The sequence below is a fragment of the Fluctibacter corallii genome (assembly GCF_025751585.1).
GTDB lineage: Bacteria > Pseudomonadota > Gammaproteobacteria > Enterobacterales > Alteromonadaceae > Fluctibacter_A > Fluctibacter_A corallii.
Map to the genome: position 1 here is coordinate 312,982 of NZ_JAOWKX010000003.1, position 17,280 is coordinate 330,261.

General features: G+C 44.2%; 15 protein-coding genes. 3 read left to right on the forward strand and 12 right to left on the reverse strand.

Annotation, left to right across the window (positions count from 1 at the left end; translation table 11 throughout):
* Positions 1 to 11: 11 nt before the first annotated feature.
* The 5 genes from OE749_RS07535 to nhaA all read right to left on the reverse strand — a co-directional run bounded on the left by OE749_RS07535 (position 12) and on the right by nhaA (position 3,498).
* On the reverse strand, positions 12 to 452 hold the full coding sequence (locus OE749_RS07535) for a phosphate-starvation-inducible PsiE family protein (protein WP_263711825.1): 441 nt from the start codon (positions 450 to 452) through the stop codon (positions 12 to 14).
* A gap of 9 nt (positions 453 to 461) precedes the next feature.
* Positions 462 to 1,400, reverse strand: a complete 939-nt coding sequence (locus OE749_RS07540; RefSeq protein WP_263711826.1) for a universal stress protein — start codon at positions 1,398 to 1,400, stop codon at positions 462 to 464.
* Positions 1,401 to 1,501: 101 nt separating this feature from the next.
* A complete protein-coding gene (locus tag OE749_RS07545) occupies positions 1,502 to 1,819 on the reverse strand; it encodes a hypothetical protein (RefSeq protein ID WP_263711827.1) in 318 nt (105 codons plus the stop codon).
* Between the two features lie 33 nt (positions 1,820 to 1,852).
* On the reverse strand, positions 1,853 to 2,296 hold the full coding sequence (locus OE749_RS07550) for a Rap1a/Tai family immunity protein (protein WP_263711828.1): 444 nt from the start codon (positions 2,294 to 2,296) through the stop codon (positions 1,853 to 1,855).
* 2 nt (positions 2,297 to 2,298) lie between these two features.
* Positions 2,299 to 3,498 (reverse strand): Na+/H+ antiporter NhaA, encoded by a 1,200-nt coding sequence (nhaA, locus tag OE749_RS07555; protein WP_263712006.1) that lies wholly within the window; start codon positions 3,496 to 3,498, stop codon positions 2,299 to 2,301.
* A gap of 106 nt (positions 3,499 to 3,604) precedes the next feature.
* Between nhaA and nhaR the strand changes: the two genes are divergently transcribed.
* The 3 genes from nhaR to OE749_RS07570 all read left to right on the forward strand — a co-directional run bounded on the left by nhaR (position 3,605) and on the right by OE749_RS07570 (position 8,235).
* A complete protein-coding gene (nhaR, locus tag OE749_RS07560; RefSeq protein WP_263711829.1) occupies positions 3,605 to 4,501 on the forward strand; it encodes a transcriptional activator NhaR in 897 nt (298 codons plus the stop codon).
* Positions 4,502 to 4,691: 190 nt separating this feature from the next.
* Entirely contained in the window at positions 4,692 to 5,378 is a 687-nt protein-coding gene (locus tag OE749_RS07565; RefSeq protein ID WP_263711830.1) for a hypothetical protein, read from the forward strand.
* A gap of 1 nt (position 5,379) precedes the next feature.
* Entirely contained in the window at positions 5,380 to 8,235 is a 2,856-nt protein-coding gene (locus tag OE749_RS07570) for a glycoside hydrolase family 16 protein (RefSeq protein ID WP_263711831.1), read from the forward strand.
* A 41-nt stretch (positions 8,236 to 8,276) separates the two neighbouring features.
* On the opposite strand, the gene OE749_RS07575 is transcribed toward OE749_RS07570, so the two are convergent.
* The 7 genes from OE749_RS07575 to OE749_RS07605 form a co-directional block, all read right to left on the reverse strand.
* Positions 8,277 to 9,704 (reverse strand): YHYH protein, encoded by a 1,428-nt coding sequence (locus OE749_RS07575; protein WP_263711832.1) that lies wholly within the window; start codon positions 9,702 to 9,704, stop codon positions 8,277 to 8,279.
* A gap of 52 nt (positions 9,705 to 9,756) precedes the next feature.
* Positions 9,757 to 10,554: a DUF1206 domain-containing protein gene (locus OE749_RS07580; RefSeq protein WP_263711833.1), complete on the reverse strand. Its 798-nt coding sequence runs from the start codon at positions 10,552 to 10,554 to the stop codon at positions 9,757 to 9,759.
* Between the two features lie 251 nt (positions 10,555 to 10,805).
* Complete coding sequence (gene fusA / locus OE749_RS07585; RefSeq protein ID WP_263711834.1) at positions 10,806 to 12,890, reverse strand: elongation factor G; 2,085 nt, start codon at positions 12,888 to 12,890, stop codon at positions 10,806 to 10,808.
* Between the two features lie 290 nt (positions 12,891 to 13,180).
* Entirely contained in the window at positions 13,181 to 14,197 is a 1,017-nt protein-coding gene (locus OE749_RS07590) for a GGDEF domain-containing protein (protein ID WP_263711835.1), read from the reverse strand.
* Positions 14,198 to 14,227: 30 nt separating this feature from the next.
* Complete coding sequence (locus OE749_RS07595) at positions 14,228 to 14,905, reverse strand: hypothetical protein (RefSeq protein WP_263711836.1); 678 nt, start codon at positions 14,903 to 14,905, stop codon at positions 14,228 to 14,230.
* A 73-nt stretch (positions 14,906 to 14,978) separates the two neighbouring features.
* Positions 14,979 to 16,343 carry an ABC transporter permease gene (locus OE749_RS07600; protein WP_263711837.1) on the reverse strand — a complete coding sequence of 455 codons (1,365 nt, stop codon included), beginning with the start codon at positions 16,341 to 16,343 and terminating at the stop codon, positions 14,979 to 14,981.
* Entirely contained in the window at positions 16,333 to 17,046 is a 714-nt protein-coding gene (locus OE749_RS07605; protein WP_263711838.1) for an ABC transporter ATP-binding protein, read from the reverse strand. The genes OE749_RS07600 and OE749_RS07605 overlap by 11 nt, the downstream gene beginning before the upstream one ends.
* Between the last annotated feature and the right edge of the window lie 234 nt (positions 17,047 to 17,280).

A 17,280-nucleotide genomic window follows, 5' to 3' on the forward strand; every position in this document is an offset into this window, starting at 1 on the left:
CTTTCCTCAAATTAATCTGCGTGACTATCTTTCGGTAAGTTGTGAATCAACCAGTAACCAATACTCATAGCTATGACTACGACACCAATACCGTATACGTATTCGGGTGATACTTCAGTAAAGTCGAGAACAATGACTTTACGTGCTATTGCCATAAGCGCGGTTGCCATAACAATTTTGACATGAATCACATCTTCCCGAAGATAAATCGTGATGTTTATTAGAATTTCAATCGCGATTAATACTGCCATGAATGCACCAAAGGATGCCAGCATGTCTGATATGGTAAGTATAAACATCGGAGGTGTAATCAGTTTCTGATAAATGGTCCAACCAACATCCACAACCCCCATAACAATGACAAAGGCCATCATCACGGCAAGTATACGCACCATAAAACGTACTGAAGTATATAGCTTGGCAATTAGCGGGTCATCGGTGTTGGCTTTCATACTTTTCCCCTATAGGATTGGCGATTTGAAGTTATCAGGCTTAAGTGTGAGAACCGAGCAAGATAGCCGATCGAGAACACTTTCTGCGGTGTTGCCAATCAAGAAGCCGGCAATGCCTGTACGGCAGACTGTTCCCATCACCATTAAGTCTAATTGTTCTTTTTCAGCATAAAGGGTCAGTTGATCGGTGGCGTTGCCATGCAGTAGCTGAATGTTCACGTCTACAGAGACGTCTTTGGCCTTGTTGACTGCGTCTTCACACATGGCTTTTCTGCGTTCGCGTTCCTTTTCCATTTCCACCGCGATATCCAATTCATCACGGCGCTCCCAGTTGCGCAGATAAGATTCGCCATACAATTCCCAGCAATGTAGTAACGTCACCGACGTCTCTTGGGCTTGCGCAATACGGGCTGCACATTTTATTAACTGATTATTAAGTTGGTGCGCATCTTCGGAATCCACATTGACATCTAACGCCACGGCGATTTTTGGGATCTCAGATTTTGCATTTTCTGATAATGTCCACACGGGGATAGGAGATTTTCTCATCAGATGCTTTGTGGTGCTGCCATAACTGTTTTTTAAGCTGTGGAAACCCCGCTGCGCGTCAATCACGATGAGGTCGGTTTTCAGATCGCTGGCAGTATAAATGATATGTTCAAAAGCCCGCCCTACTAATACCTTCGTGGCAATTTTCACGCCCTGAAACTGATGCTTGACCCTGAGTGCAATTTGCTCCAGCCTTTTCTGTTGCTCTTCTTTTATCCACTCGAGTAAATCGGCACAGCTTTCGGGAATGGCGACCTGTGGATCTTGAACAAGATCCTCAATGACATGCAACAGTGTGACAGTCGCCCCCTCGCGTGATGCAAGTCGCAATACCAGATCATGGCGCTCATCAATATCTTGCCTGAGGGCGAGCGGGATGAGTACGTGACTAATTTTCATAAACACCTCTGAGTAATCAATAAAATCATTAACCTGTTACTTGTGCATGTGTCAGCTCTGCGCCGCATCGATATGCGGCAGTGAAAGCGCCTACTGTTCTACTATGGTAATTTCCTTATATAGCGCCGTTTCAATAGTGCGTTGAGTGCATTCTTATTTTGCTTAATAGCGTCATTTACCGCCTCTTGAGTGTTTTCTCCCACGCCTGACGTAACAATATGTGCACCTGATGTGAGCACTAACTTGCATTCGCAGTGAGTAGATGTTGAATCACCCGAGACAGTTGGCTGTATCACGCGACAACGCACTTCTTCAATGAACTCTCTGGCACGTGCTAATTGTTCCGTTGCTATCGCAGTTGCCGTTTGCTTAATTTCATGTTCAGACTCCTCTTCTGACGTTTCTACAATCACGCGCATATAGGTTTATACCTGAAATCGATTTATTGGCAGCTAGTCACAGGGATACGTTCGCTTAATCGCATTGTACGTTTGCGTATCTATGCCTTCATTGTTGTTCAAGTTTTCTGCTAGATTTTTACCAATTGTTTCGACAACGGGTTGAGACACACCTTCATTGGGTAAACAAAACTGTGCGTAGTAAGTGGGGGGTTTAGCACGCGCTTTATCGCCAACACGTGTTCTAAATGCTCGCTCAGCAAATGCGGAGGTGAACCCTTGTTCTTTTGCAATACCCTCAATGACGGCATAGTCGGTGAGAACGGCACCTTCCAAAAAGCCACGAATATATATGTGGCACGCATTCGTATGTGCTTCCACGTCTTGCTTGCACGCTTTGAGAAGATCCGCATGATGGGATTCTGCTTGTGCTGCAAAAGGTACTGTGAATCCGATAGAGGCAAGAACACATGCCCCAGCGACAGTGATGTTTTTCATTGTTACGCATTCCTACTAAGGTGTTGATTCGTGGCTGATTGTCTGCTGCTAAAGTACAGTACGGCTGCCCCGAGAATAGCAGACATAATCGACCCTGCTAATACGCCGACTTTAACGTTCAGCTGATAAGCGAGATCTTGGTTGGCGAAGGCCAAAGTGCCGATAAATAAACTCATGGTAAAACCAATACCACACAGCAGAGTGACACCATATAACTGTGTAAAATTGGTACCCTTAGGTAGCGGTGCGATACGCATTTTTACAGCTAACCAACAGGCACTGAAGATACCGACTTGTTTACCTAGGAATAGACCAAGCGCAATACCAAGTGTTACAGAATTAAACAGCAGATCGAGTTCAGCGCCTGCTAGAGATACACCCGCATTTGCAAAGGCAAAAATAGGTAGGATGAAAAATGCAACCCACGGGTGAAGCTTGTGCTCTAAATGTGGCAGCATGGCGTGGCCATCCTCGTTTTGCAGTTTAAGTGGAATAAACCAAGCCAAAGCAAAACCGGCAAGGGTGGCATGAACGCCGGATTTAAGCACTGCCGCCCACACAACGACACCGACGAGAATATACATGGCCTGACGGCGCATATTCATTTGGTTTAGAATGAATAAGATGACCAAACCACACAACGCAATGGTGAGTGAGAGTGTCGATAAATCCTGAGAATAGAATATAGCAATAATAATTATGGCACCGATGTCATCAAATATAGCTACGCTGAGCAGAAACAATTTGAGTGTGGTGGGTAATGATTTACCGAATAACGCAAACACCCCAAGAGCAAAGGCAATGTCTGTGGCACTCGGGATAGCCCACCCTTTTATTGCGATGGGGTCATGTTGGTTGAAGTATGCATACACGAGGGCGGGAAATACAATACCTGCAACCGCAGCAATGCCCGGAAGAATCACTTGAGAGGGTGATGATAAATGCCCCTCCATGAGTTCACGTTTTATTTCTAGCCCAATCATAAAGAAAAACACGGCCATTAAGCCGTCGTTTATCCAGAGTAATAAGGGTTTTGCTATTTCGAATCCGCCGAATTTAATGACAACTGGAATTTCCAAGAAGTCTGTGTATAAAACAGACAATGGCGTATTCGCAAATAACATTGCGAGTAGCGCTGCGCCTACTAAGACGACACCGCTTGCGGCATCCTGACTCAAGTTAAAAGGTAGTTTAGTCACCAGTGTGCTTCTCCATGATTGTTAGGATATTTATAAAGAGTAGTAGCAATTTTGTAAATGTGGAATAAACTGTACGTTTATCAGAAAAAATCTGAATAGGACGTGACGCATGCAGTTGAATTACCATCATCTCTACTATTTTTATGTGACGGCCAAAGAAGGCAGTATCGTGTCGGCATGTAAAATTCTAAATTTGACGCCGCAGACCGTCAGCGCACAAATTAAAACGCTGGAAGACTACATGGGATTGTCATTGTTTGAGCGCAATGGAAAACGCCTGACATTGAGTAAGCAAGGCCACTTTGTATATAGCTATGCACAAGACATATTTAGCTTAGGTAATGAGTTGCTGTACAACGTTAATGAAGGCAACCTTACGGAAAAAGGACGCTTCTGTATTGGTGTCACGGATGCGGTGCCAAAAATTCTTGCATTAGATCTGTTAAAAACCTGTCTAGATTCAGACGAGGCGATTCATTTAAGCTGTAAAGAAGGGGACATGGATGCACTGCTGACGGGATTGGCCCTTAACCGTTTAGATGTGTTGTTGTCAGATTCGTCTATTTTGCCGTCTTCTCACGTCAAAGCCTACTGTCACAAAATAGGGGAAAGTGGTCTCACATTTTATGCATCTAACACCATTTCTAACCATCTTAAAGGCGAGTTTCCTCAATGCCTTGATAACGCCCCATTTTTAATTCCAGGCGATAAAGCCAGCCAAAAAATGGCGCTACTCTCTTGGTTTGATAAATTGGGTATTCACCCTCGTATTGTGGCGGAGTGTGATGATAGTGCGTTATTAAAACTTTTTGGACAAGAAGGTTATGGTGTTTTTTGTACGCCTACATCTATTGAAGATCATGTCGTTGAGCAGTATCAGGTTGATGTTATCGGCCATACAGATGAACTCACTGAAAGCTTCTATTTTATTTCACCTGAACGTAAGCTCAATCACCCGCTGGTTCTACCTTTATATCAGCAAGCTAAACAGATGTTTCAGCCGTAACCGGCCTGTTTGATGTAAAATATATGTTAAATTATTTGATTTAATTGTTGTAAGCGCTTACATTTTTATTAATCTTGGATTTAGCCATTCAGGTCGAATCTTTAACAATAAATGTAAGCGCTTTCTGTTTGTTGGGAGAGGTGGGTTATCCACGCCTATTTGAGCGCCAAAACGCATAATAGGAGGGGTAATGGGACACATTCTCGTAGTTATCATGATGGTGGTGATCAGCAGCTTCGCGCGTGTTGAAGCGAATATGATCACAAATGGAGACTTTGCCAACTGTCAGTTTTTAGGCTGGCAGACTGATACCGACGGTAACGTTGGCAGCGATGCCGACTTTTCGATGGTGAATCAAAATGGCAATTGCGCTGCACAAATACGCGCTGATTACGATGACACTGATGTGTTCTTCGCGAATACGTTGTATCAGTCGCTTCACTTTACCTCTGCGCCTGATACAGGGTTTCTCTTGCGCATGGAATTGGACGCTCTCAGTGCATCGACACAAAGTGATGCTGGATTTATTGCTGATATGTTCTTTGTGGCCATCAATGATGGTCAAGGCCATTTGATGGATGGGAGTGGTAATGCTGGCTTTTTACTTGCGCCAACCGAAATCAATGGTGCGCGTAGTTATGATATTGCTTTTTGGTTGTCGCCCCTGTTTGCTGTAAGTTCTAATTGGTATTTAGATATTCAACTATTGATTGGGACCGATGTTAACGGGCTGTCTGATTTTTCAGGCTCTACTTTACGTATTGACAATGTCTCCCTTACGCCGTTTAGGCAAATTTCTGCGCCCTCATGTATGGGAATCTTGCTGTTAAGCGGCCTTGTCTTTGCGCGTTTTCTTCTCTCAAAACGGAGTGATTAATATGCGGCTTCTTGTTTCAATTTTCTTTATGACTATCTTGTTTAGTAGATATGCGTTTGGTGAATGGCAGCCTCTAGACACGCGTGTAGAGATCGTGCAATCAAGTGGCGTATTCGACCGCGTAAACAAACAGATAGTGTCATCGGTTAGCATAAAAAATCTAACCGATACCTCGTTAAATGGACCCTTCCGTTTGGTCATCTCGGACGCCAGCATGCCATTACTTAACTTTGAAGGGGAAACTGCGCAAGGTTCGCCCTATATTGCTTTGGATACTCAACAACTGGTGGCGGGACAAACCTTGAATCACCAACTAGCGTTTTTGCTTGCTCGCAAGCGCCTGAGCTATCAGGCAGCCTTATATCAATATATTGACAATGATTCCTGGGAGCTAGTTTGGCAGGATGAGTTCAACGGTGAGAACATTGATCTGACTAAATGGTCTTTTGAAGAGAATTGCTGGGGAGGGGGAAATAATGAGCAGCAATGCTATACCGCTCGCGATAAAAATGCTTATCTGGAAAATGGCTTGCTAAACATTGTGGCTCACCGTGAAACCTATACTGGTCCTGCTGCGCCAGATGGTTCTGGTACGGCGGTAGCCACGTTGCCCTACACATCGGCAAGGTTACGCTCGATGCACAAGGGAGATTGGCAGTATGGTCGTTTTGAGATTCGCGCAAAGATGCCATACGGACAAGGAACCTGGCCAGCGATTTGGATGTTGCCAACAGACTACGTTTACGGTGGTTGGGCGGCTTCTGGCGAAATTGATATCGTCGAAGCTGTGAACCTTAAAACAGCCAGTGATGCGCCAGATACGGATAATATAACGCCAGAAAATCGGGTTTATGGCACCTTGCACTATGGGCGCGCGTGGCCAGAGAATGTACATTCTGGCCTACACTACAGGCTACCCAACAACGAGAATCCCGCAGATGGTTTCCATGTTTACGCACTGGAATGGGAAAAAGACGAAATTCGCTGGTATGTAAATGGGGTTCATTACGCCACCCAGCGCAGTGAACAGTGGTATAGCCAATTTCAGGATGCGAACGGTGTTTGGCAAACTGGCTCAGAGGATGCGCCGTATAATCAGCGTTTTCACATGCTACTGAATTTAGCCGTTGGTGGCGCATGGGCTGGCAATGTCAATGAAACTGGCATTGATGAAAGTGTGTTTCCGCAAGCGTTACAAATCGATTATGTGCGGGTATATCGGTGTAGCATCAACAGTGAAAATGGACAGGGCTGTGCAACGGTTGACGACGGTGCCACGCTGGTTCAGGGGTATCAGCCACCGCCACTTCCCTCCGATAAGCCGTTGGCGGAGCAGCATCAATTGATGTTATTTGATAATGCGCTGAATGTGGATACATCACTCAGTACCTATAATCCAGATGGCACCATCTCTACCTCCATTGCCACAGTGCCTGAACGAGGAGGTGTGTTACATATCGATCAGACTGGAAGCGTAGGCAATGTGTATGTGCAGTTACCGAATGTTCTTAACTTGTCTCACTGGCGCGAAAATGGCGTACTTCGCTTTGATATTCGAATGATCGATAGCCAGAGTGGGGAATCGAGCGCTTTGGTGAAAATAGACAGTGGCTGGCCCAATGTCAGCGACCATTTACTGACGTTAATGCTTGGTGAGGAATGGTCTTCGGTGTCTTTGCCGCTGTCAGAGCTAGAAGCCGCTGGAAATCGGCTATCAAACGGTCATCAAGCATCGTTAGACAGTGTGGTAAATGCCTTCGTCATTGAACCCTTATCTCCAATGCGTATTCAGATTGACAATTTACGTTGGGAATATGCAGTTACTGAGAAAGATCACGTTAATATTTACATTGATCAAGACATTGCGCCGTTTGACGTCGGAAGCTATGTGGCGAGTGGCTCGGTACAGATAGCAGATGTGCATAGCAGTGATAGCCAGCGCGGCAAGGTGAAAGAGTTGCGGTTTAACACCGATGAGTCTGTTGTCTATTTCCAGACGATGCTAGATGACACATTAAGCACGTTAAAATATGACATTAGCCACTTTGATGCCGTTCAATTTGATTTAAATGTACTTGAGGATCCTCGCGCGGACCGCGGCTATGTGATTAAGATGGATTGTGGTCACCCTTGTGGTTCTGGTGATATATCTATTACCTCCCCACCTATCAATACTTGGACACAGTACACGATTCCTTTGTCTGATTTGTTGTCTAACTCAGGTTCGACCTTGGATTTGACTAACGTGGATACACCTTTGGTTATTTTCCCTTCCTGGGGAAATCAACAGGGTGTGGTGATGCAAATTGACAATGTCAAACTGGTCAGTGATGGCGATGATACGAATAACCCCGTGACGGTTGTACCTGTCGAGTCACCGACCTACATTTATCAGCAAGGCTATGCTGCGTATTGGCAGGGGTGGGATTGTTGTAATAACGCATCGGTATCTGACGTTATCGATGAGCAACGTGGACAAAGTATTGAGGTGGATTTCTATGGGCCATCGCCAACGGTCTCCGGGCTTCAAGCCTCTGTACCTCATGATCTTAGTGGGATAATGACAGGATACTTAACTTTCTCCGTTAATATTCTGACTCAACCACATGATCAGAGTGCGCAGTGGAGACTCAAACTCGAAGGTCGAGACGGCAGTTTTGCTGAGGTATTGCTCTCTGACAATCTAGATGGCATACAACCAATAGTGGGCCAATGGCAAACCTATCGTTTCTCCCTCAGTCAGTTACATAATGCTGGTGTGAACCTCAGTCGGCTACATCTGGTATTGCTGTTTCCCGATTGGGGAAAAGCGCAGGGTGGAAAGTATCGCCTCAATGATGTTGCTTTTTCCTACTAATGTTATGGCCGCTGGGCAAAGCGTGATAGTGGCGCATTAAGTCAATGACTATGCACAGTACCCTCGTCGTGGCTGTGCATACGGTTTTCCAGTGCTTGACCTTGACGATAGAAACTGGCGTCTGGTGTTCCTTTGAAACAGTGCATTACCCATGGGTAGGCATCGGTAATATAATAGCCATATTGACCATCAATGCGCATACCATTGCACTCGTCAAGATCGCCTGCTCCCGATTGGTAGACGTAGTCTCCGGTAAACTGCCCATCATAGAGACTACTTGCGACCTCGCCAACACCGCCTTGAGGGGTTTGATAACCGTTTACTGTCTGCCTTGGGCCGCCGTTATCCCTCAATACAAAACTGGACGTGGCTTTTCTTACTATTCCAGTGATGGGATCTTTGAAGCAGCTTCCAAATATGGGAAATCCGTCAGCTGCGAAACCTATCACCGGTGAGGCTTCGCCAGTTATGTCACAATGTTGATCAAACATGGCCATCGGATTGCCATGGTAGTGGTAAGTACCATCAGGTTGGGCGTGTGCGTTGTGTTGGTCAGTGCCAAATCCGCTAAATTTCGACATCGGATCGTAACGCCATGGGTGCTCGATGTTATCCGGCCCGCACCCTATTTTTTCTCTACCGAGTGGCTCGTTACCTACGCCGTAACATGCTGCTGCAAGTAAATCGAGTGTGGTGCCATTGAGAAAGATAGCATTGGTGAAGGTTAGGTTTAAGGGGGTTGAAGTTGAAGCAAACGTAGGATTACGTGCAACGGTATAGTTTCCGATTTGTTCACTCACTTGCGTTGCAAATGCCGCTGAGTAGTCATTGAAGTTATGATTTGGGATTTCATTTGATATAAACGCACACTTGGATGCTTCAGCAAGAATACTCACATCACCTGTAAAATCGCGCTGTCTTTGAATATCTGTGACATTGGCGTAATACATGCCTTCATAATCGCTACATTGCCCTGAGCGCCGCTGGAATTCCACATCTGTAATGTTCATGTTAACTGGAGACGTCGGCGCGTTATTTTCAGATGATGCGGTAATGACAATAATATCTTCTTCACTGGTAAGCTCATTATCAAATACAGTTAATCCCAACGTGTAGAGACCATCTACGTCTAGTGTCAATGTCGGATTACTGATGCTGGCGTCACTCAGTATCGCTAAGGAATTATCAGGCTGACTGATCACTCGCCACATGTACCATATATCATCATTGTCCGTGTCGTAGCTTGCGCCGCCGTGCAATAAAATAGATTGTCCCGTGGCAGCATAGATATCGTCTCCCGCATTGGCAACGGGTGCATTATTTGTTTGTGATGTGGGCGGCGATGGCTCTGATATTGAATTTATATTTGTAGTCTCTTCGCTACTTCCACCCCCGCAAGCGGTTAGTAAAAATACACTGAAAAAGACTAAAAAGAGTGTGATACTCGACATCGACAGACCTCTATTCATTGCATGCGACTCTGTCTTTAATAACGAAGTAAAGGGAGATAGGTTGACTCGCTTATTCTACTTTTCTAAATCTCGCCTCAAACCCGCAAAATACGCCAAATAATAATAAGCAGAATCCTGTGGCAGCTAATAGATATTGTCCGAATGCCTGTGCGAGAAGGGTATTGAGTGCCATCGTCAATCCACCTGCGTGTTCGGGTGAGCTATGAATCCCAGCTAAAATAAAAAACACACCTACTAAGGTATATACAATGCCTCTTCCGGCAAATCCGAACCTTCCTGCTATCTTGCTGGCGCGTATTGCGTTATCACTCATATTGTCAGTATTTAATTTTGCAAGAAAGTCACATTGATAAACGTGCTTAAATTGAATCGCAGCAAAACATAAAATGAGTGCACCTATTAGCATGTAGATCTCGTCGCTTAATGGTTGCTGCGCAAGGTAGCTTTTCATTGCGCCTTTTGAGCCTTGATGTGAAGACGAAGAATGAGAATAGGCAGAAAACGCGCCATAGGCGAGTATGAAGTATGTCGTCCCTGAAAATAGGTAAAAGGCACGCGTGATAAAATGCTTTATTCCATCGGCATCTTGATTATCTAAATCTAATGCACATTGTAACCATCGCCAAATGGCATAGGCAATGAATCCAAATATGACAGCTAAAAGCAATCCGTTTCCAAAAGGGAGCGAAGCCAGTTTTAAAAATACATCGTCTTTACTAGGCGGGCTGGCTCTCACCATGTTGAGTGCGGAGGCGACAATGAGGAAGCCTAAAGTGGTATAAGATACGGTTTTAGCAGCATAGCCCACTTGAGCTGTTCGCTTAATAATTGTTTTGTTTATCTCCACATACACACTGCCTATGCAAATTGTCAGAACAGAGTATAGGAACTATTTGATGTGTCTGCGGCGCATTTTTATTGTGAACAGCCTGAATACAGACTTCTTTTTTGGAGCTGTTATTTAAGTTACAAAGGAATTCTTGAGATATGCGTACCAATAAACGGCAATCATTTGGCACTATTTATGCGGGAAAAGGGGAGAGGAAATAACAAAAAGCCCCGCAAGAGCGGGGCTTTTTAAGACAGGTTAGCGTCGAATTACTTCGCTTCTTTACGTGCTTTCGCTTCTGCCATTACGTCTTCTGCTACGTTTGCAGGACATGGTGCATAGTGGCTGAACTCCATTGAGAACTGACCACGACCCGATGTCATAGTACGTAAGTGACCGATGTAGCCGAACATTTCTGAAAGAGGAACGTCAGCTTTAACACGAACACCAGTTACACCCGCTTCCTGATCTTTGATCATGCCACGACGACGGTTAAGGTCACCGATTACATCACCAACGTGATCTTCAGGCGTGAACACGTCAACTTTCATCACAGGCTCAAGAAGCTGAGGCGCTGCTTTTGGAATTGACTGACGGAATGCACCTTTCGCTGCGATTTCGAACGCGACTGCTGATGAGTCAACTGCGTGGAATCCACCGTCGAATAGCTCTACTTCAACGTCAAGTACAGGGTAACCAGCTAGAACACCTTCTTGCATCATAGACTTGAAGCCTTTTTCGATAGCAGGGAAGAATTCTTTCGGTACGTTACCACCTACAACGGTAGAGGTGAACGTGAAGCCTGAGTTTTGCTCACCTGGCTTGATGCGATAATCGATCTTACCGAACTGACCAGAACCACCAGACTGTTTCTTGTGCGTGTAGCTATCTTCAACTTGTTGCGTGATTGTTTCACGGTATGCAACCTGAGGCTTACCTACTTCTAGCTCAACGCCGTAAGTACGCTTAAGAATGTCTACTTTGATATCTAGGTGAAGTTCACCCATCCCTTTAAGGATAGTTTCACCAGAGTCTTCGTCAGTTTCTACACGGAACGATGGATCTTCTGCAACCATCTTACCGATAGCAATACCCATCTTCTCAGTTGAACCTTTGTCTTTAGGTGCAACCGCGATAGAGATTACCGGCTCAGGGAAAACCATTGCTTCAAGCGTACATGGGTTGTTAGGATCACATAGTGTGTGACCTGTCTGTACGTTCTTCATACCTACAATCGCGATGATGTCACCCGCTTGCGCAGAGTTTAATTCATTACGCTCATCTGCTTGCATCTCAACCATACGGCCAACACGCTCAGTTTTACCTGTCGCAGAGTTAAGGATGGTGTCACCTTTCTTCAATTTACCAGAGTAAATACGTACGAAAGTCAGGGCGCCGAAACGGTCGTCCATGATTTTGAATGCTAGAGCGCGTAGAGGCTCATCGGCAGAAACGATAGCGTGCTCACCAGTTTCGTTACCTTCTTCGTCAGTTAGAGGCTGAGGATCAACTTCAGTAGGCGAAGGCAAGTAATCAACAACAGCGTCAAGTACTAGCTGAACACCTTTGTTCTTAAACGCAGAACCACAGAATGTTGGGAAGAATGCAAGGTCACGTGTACCTTTACGGATACAACGCTTGATGTCTTCCAAAGAAGGCTCTTCACCGTCCATGTATGCCATCATTAGATCGTCATCTTGCTCAACCGCAGTTTCGATCAGCATTTCATGGTATTCGTTTACTTTGTCTACCATGTCTGCAGGCACATCAGTGATTTCGTAGTTTTCTGGAAGACCACTCTCATCCCAGATGTACGCTTTCTTAGTCAATACATCTACAACACCTACGAAATCATCTTCAATACCGATTGGAAGCGTCATTACTAGCGGCGTTGCGCCTAGTACTTTCTTGACCTGCTCTACAACACGGTAGAAGTCAGCACCCATACGGTCTAGCTTGTTTACGAAGATAATACGAGATACTTCTGATTCGTTAGCATAACGCCAGTTAGTTTCTGACTGTGGTTCAACACCACCAGAACCACAGAATACACCGATACCGCCGTCTAGTACTTTAAGTGAACGATAAACTTCAACTGTGAAGTCAACGTGTCCAGGAGTGTCAATTACGTTCAAGCGGTGTTTGTTCCACTCACAGGTAACAGCAGCTGACTGGATAGTAATACCACGCTCTGCTTCCTGTTCCATGAAGTCAGTCGTTGACTCACCATCGTGTACTTCACCAGTTTTATGGATTTTACCGGTAAGCTTCAAAATTCGTTCTGTAGTGGTAGTTTTACCCGCGTCTACGTGGGCGAAAATACCAATGTTTCTGTAAAGAGATAAATCTGCCATTGCTTCACTCATTGGTTCTGATAAAAAATTGCGCGGCATTATACAAAAAATCGGCGCTGGTTACATTTTTCCTTTTCCTTATAAATCAACAACTTAAAATATGACCCTTTTATGATGTTGCATTCTTGCCATAAATCGGAGAAAAATACTCCCTGAACACCATCTTGCAACTTATTTGTGATTAAAAAATGAACGATAAAGTGTAGTTCATTTCACTAAGAATGGTGGCTTTATGTGCGAGTCGTTTATAAAAAACAGTTGAATGGGGAATTCTTAAAAACGTCGTCCAATTAAGTGATGGGCATCACCCGATTTCGTCCGAGTTTTTTTGCTTGATACAATAACTTATCTGCGCGTTCGATCAGTTCTGGGTGAGCTTCGTTTTCTTCTTTTTGGGCAACACCGATGGAAACGGTGATGTCACCGAGGGTTTCACCTGTGCGTCTATTCTTTACCGCAATTTTTTCGACACTTTTTCTCAGGCTTTCAGCAACGCGACGCGCAATGGGCAGATCGGCGTTTGGCATTATCAACGCGAATTCTTCACCGCCGTAACGAAATACCTGCGCGTTGTCCCGACAACCCGATTGCAGTTTTCTCGCGACGGCTTTTAACACTAAATCTCCCATTTGGTGTCCATGGGTGTCATTGATCACTTTAAAATGATCAATATCGATCAGCATAAGCGATATGCGATCCATTGCGATCTTGCTTTCGATCTCTGAATCAAAATAACGTCGATTACATAACCCCGTTAGCGCATCATAAAGCGCTTCTTGCTGGCTTTCTTTGAGTTGCTCTCTGAGCCGCTCAATCTCTTTCTCTGCACTAGATAGTGCGCTATTGAAACTGATCGTGCTTTGCCGAATTGTCTGGGCTTCAGTGACCATGTTTCGTACCAATCCCATGACCTCTTCTATCGTCCAGCCTTCTTGCTCGACTTTATTTAAATCATCAATACAACGATCCATCACCGTTTTATATTCGCTGGTATCAGAACGCGTGTCTTTCATTGATTGATTAAGTTCAATGAGCATCCCTTCCAGCGACTGACGCAAATCCCAAATGCTCACTTCTTGCTTGTCTGCTAGATGCGTGCGATAGAGCTCTTGTGACTTTAATTCTGATAACGGTTGATTGTCGGCGACAGCATTGTCTAATTCTGCGTTGAGTTCGGGAGAGTCGTTATTAACATAGGTGTACCACAGCGCGTAATTTGTTGGGATCGCAGGAATACTGTGTTTAAGTAACAGTGGAATGGTTTGCTTTAGTGTGTCAAACGACGCTTCGAGACTAGGCTTACTCATTGACTATCCTTACTACATTGATACTGACGATTATTGAAGACGCTGCGTGTCATAATACAGCGGTTTCATTGAACCACAATGTACAAATCGATTTAAAATTTCACCTTCGGGCGGTATTGGGGAAGATGAAACAAATTGCGTCATACATCCTTGATTTTCATACACTAATACCAAATGATCATAACTTGGGCTTGATTGAATTTGATGTATCAATATACGTGCATCACCCTTTAAGGGTATTTCATCATAAACCCGTTTTACACTGGAAGAAGCTAAAGATTCAAAGGGACGAAAATACATTTGCTCTTCAAAAATAACATCCACTTCTTCGTATATGGGCATTCCCCCGTCATCAATGCTACCCATATACACTTTCATCGTCGCAGGTACTTCTTCTTCGGCGCGGTGAAGTCGCTGTAAATTGAATGCGGAAGACTTTGCTGTAACTAAATCTGCATCTCGAACTAAATGCGTGACGGCATTGGTTTTTGATGAAATCGAATAAACAAGCTGCGCATTATTGGGCTTTTCATAGGTAGGCAGAAAATACGCTAATAAATTTGAACCATTATTTACTAACACCATTTTATGTTCGCCCATGTACTCAGGGTCGAGCGGCTTGGGCTTTTCTGCTGCTTGTTCTTCTTGCGCTTGCGCGGTGGCGAAAGTGAATATGAATAGGATCAGTAATAAACGTTTGGTCATCATTAAATTACATTTTCTGCAAAGTATTGTTCAAGTATAGAAAAGGAAACCCTGCTATGGCTACCGAACTTTTCTATCATCGTTTAGATAAACTGGTATGCAGGGCCTGATTGTAAGCACTTATTGAGGGTAAAATGGCAATCAGTGCGGTCATACCCAATACGATAGCACCCATCAATACAATATCTGTGATAGCGATGACTGGGGATAAATATAGACCGAAATGGGTGGCAACCAATGGTGTAACAGCCACTAAGATACCTTGTACTAAGGCATACGCGACAATGATGCTGAATATCGATAGTAAACACGCTTCTAATTGGAGCATGATAAAAAGGGTTTTTGGGCCAGCTCCTAGCGCTCGAAGAATCGCCAGTTCACGCTGACGCTCTTTCATTGAAGCTAACAACATAGTCGCCATGCCAAATAGCGAAGAGATAAGAATAATGCCAGAAATCACTAACAAGATAGCTTCCCCCGTCGCCACTAATTGCCACAACTGATTTAACGCTACACCAGGAATAATGGCTTCCACCGCGTCATGTTCGAACTGATTTACTTCATTTTGCAGGCGAAGTGTCGCGATGGGAGTGGCGAGTCCCAAGAAAATACCACTTATTTTTGTCGGCGTGGTTGCATGATGTTCAGTAACCTGTTCCGCTTGATGTTCATGTTCATGTTCATGTTCATGTTCATGTTCATGTTCATGTTCATGTTCGTGATCATGGTGAGATTGTGATGCTGTTTTCGATGAGGATGTATTTGTTTTACGTCCGATTCGAGATAACGCCGTTGTTACCTGCGTTGCAGCAGGGTGCATAGCTTCAATCGTTGCTAACGATACATAAATACTTTCATCAACAGGCGTTCCCGTTGGATTGAGAATGCCGACTACGTTGACAGGGTGATCGCTATGATGAGAAAAGCTAACCGAGCCAGTACCATGCGAAATAACGATGTTTTGATGTAATGTGTACCCAAGCTGCTTCGCGACCTTATGACCCAAGACTGCTTCAGATTGATAGCTAAATGGTTGACCCTCATGAAATGATAACGCTTCACGGTTACCAAACTGAAAGTGCTCAAAGTAAGATGCTGATGTTCCTACTACGGTAAACCCTTTATGAGAATCTCCTAGGGTAAAGGGGACGGCCCAACTAACCAGAGGATGCGCATTAAAGTGTTGGTAGGTAGACCATTTGACACTTCCTTGTAACGGCGTGAGATGAAAAACCGAGCCCAATAAAATAGAGATATCGCCATCTCGACTGCTTAAAATCAAATCGACACCAGAAATATTTCTTTCAAAGCTAGCTTTGGCTTGAGTACGAAGGTGATTGACGCTAAACAGCATAGCAATACTGATAACTAAAGTGAAAACAGTGAGAAGCACCGTGTATTTTCGACTAAGAAGGCTCTGAAAGGCGAGTTTAAAAAGCATCAATATTGCCTTTTACTTTGTTAATGTCAGACAGAGAAACAACGCGATCAAAGCGTTCGGCTAATCGGTGGTCGTGGCTAACAAATATCAGCGTACTGTTCTGCTCTTCAATACTGTTAAATAGCATCGACATAAAGCGGGTCTGACTTGTTTCATCTAAGGATGAGGTCGGTTCATCGGCGATGATAATATCGGGTTTATTTAAGAGTGCTCTTGCGATTGCGACTCGTTGTTGCTGCCCGACACTCAACTCTGAAGCTGGGCTGGATAAAATCGACATTGGCAAGTGGAGGGTCTCAAATGCCTGCTCTAAAAAAGGGCGCAGTGGTTGGTTAGGGTCCGTATTAAAATATTGAGCGAGTGCAATATTGTCCTGAACACTCAAATAAGGAATTAAATTAAATTGTTGAAAAATCACGCCTATGTGTTTTGCGCGAAAACGATCTTTTTCGCGAGATGACATTTGTGTTAGATCGCTGTTATCTATCAGTATATGTCCAGTTGATGCATCGAGTGTACCGCATATTAAATTCAATAAAGTGCTTTTTCCTGATCCAGACGGTCCATAAAGAAAAACCTTTTCTGCGTTCTTAACGTGCCACTGAGGGATATCAATTACGATATCTGACTGTTTCGCGTTGTAAGAAAATGTGAGATCTCTTACTGCAATGGCGGGTGAAATGATAGTTTTGGCATCAGACACAAGGTTACCTGCCGCATTATTTTAGGTTTGTGACTATGAGTTAATTTAAGCCGTATTACTGTTACTTTCTCATTGAACCCAGTTATACACTTTAGAACTGTTTGTTTCTACTAAAATGGTTGCCTCACTCTCTTGCAATAGTTTGGTGATGTGCAACTCCCATTTTTAAGTAGCGCCAAAGTGCTAATTTAGGTATTGCACTAAAACGTCAATTGTCGCTGTTAAATACGCACA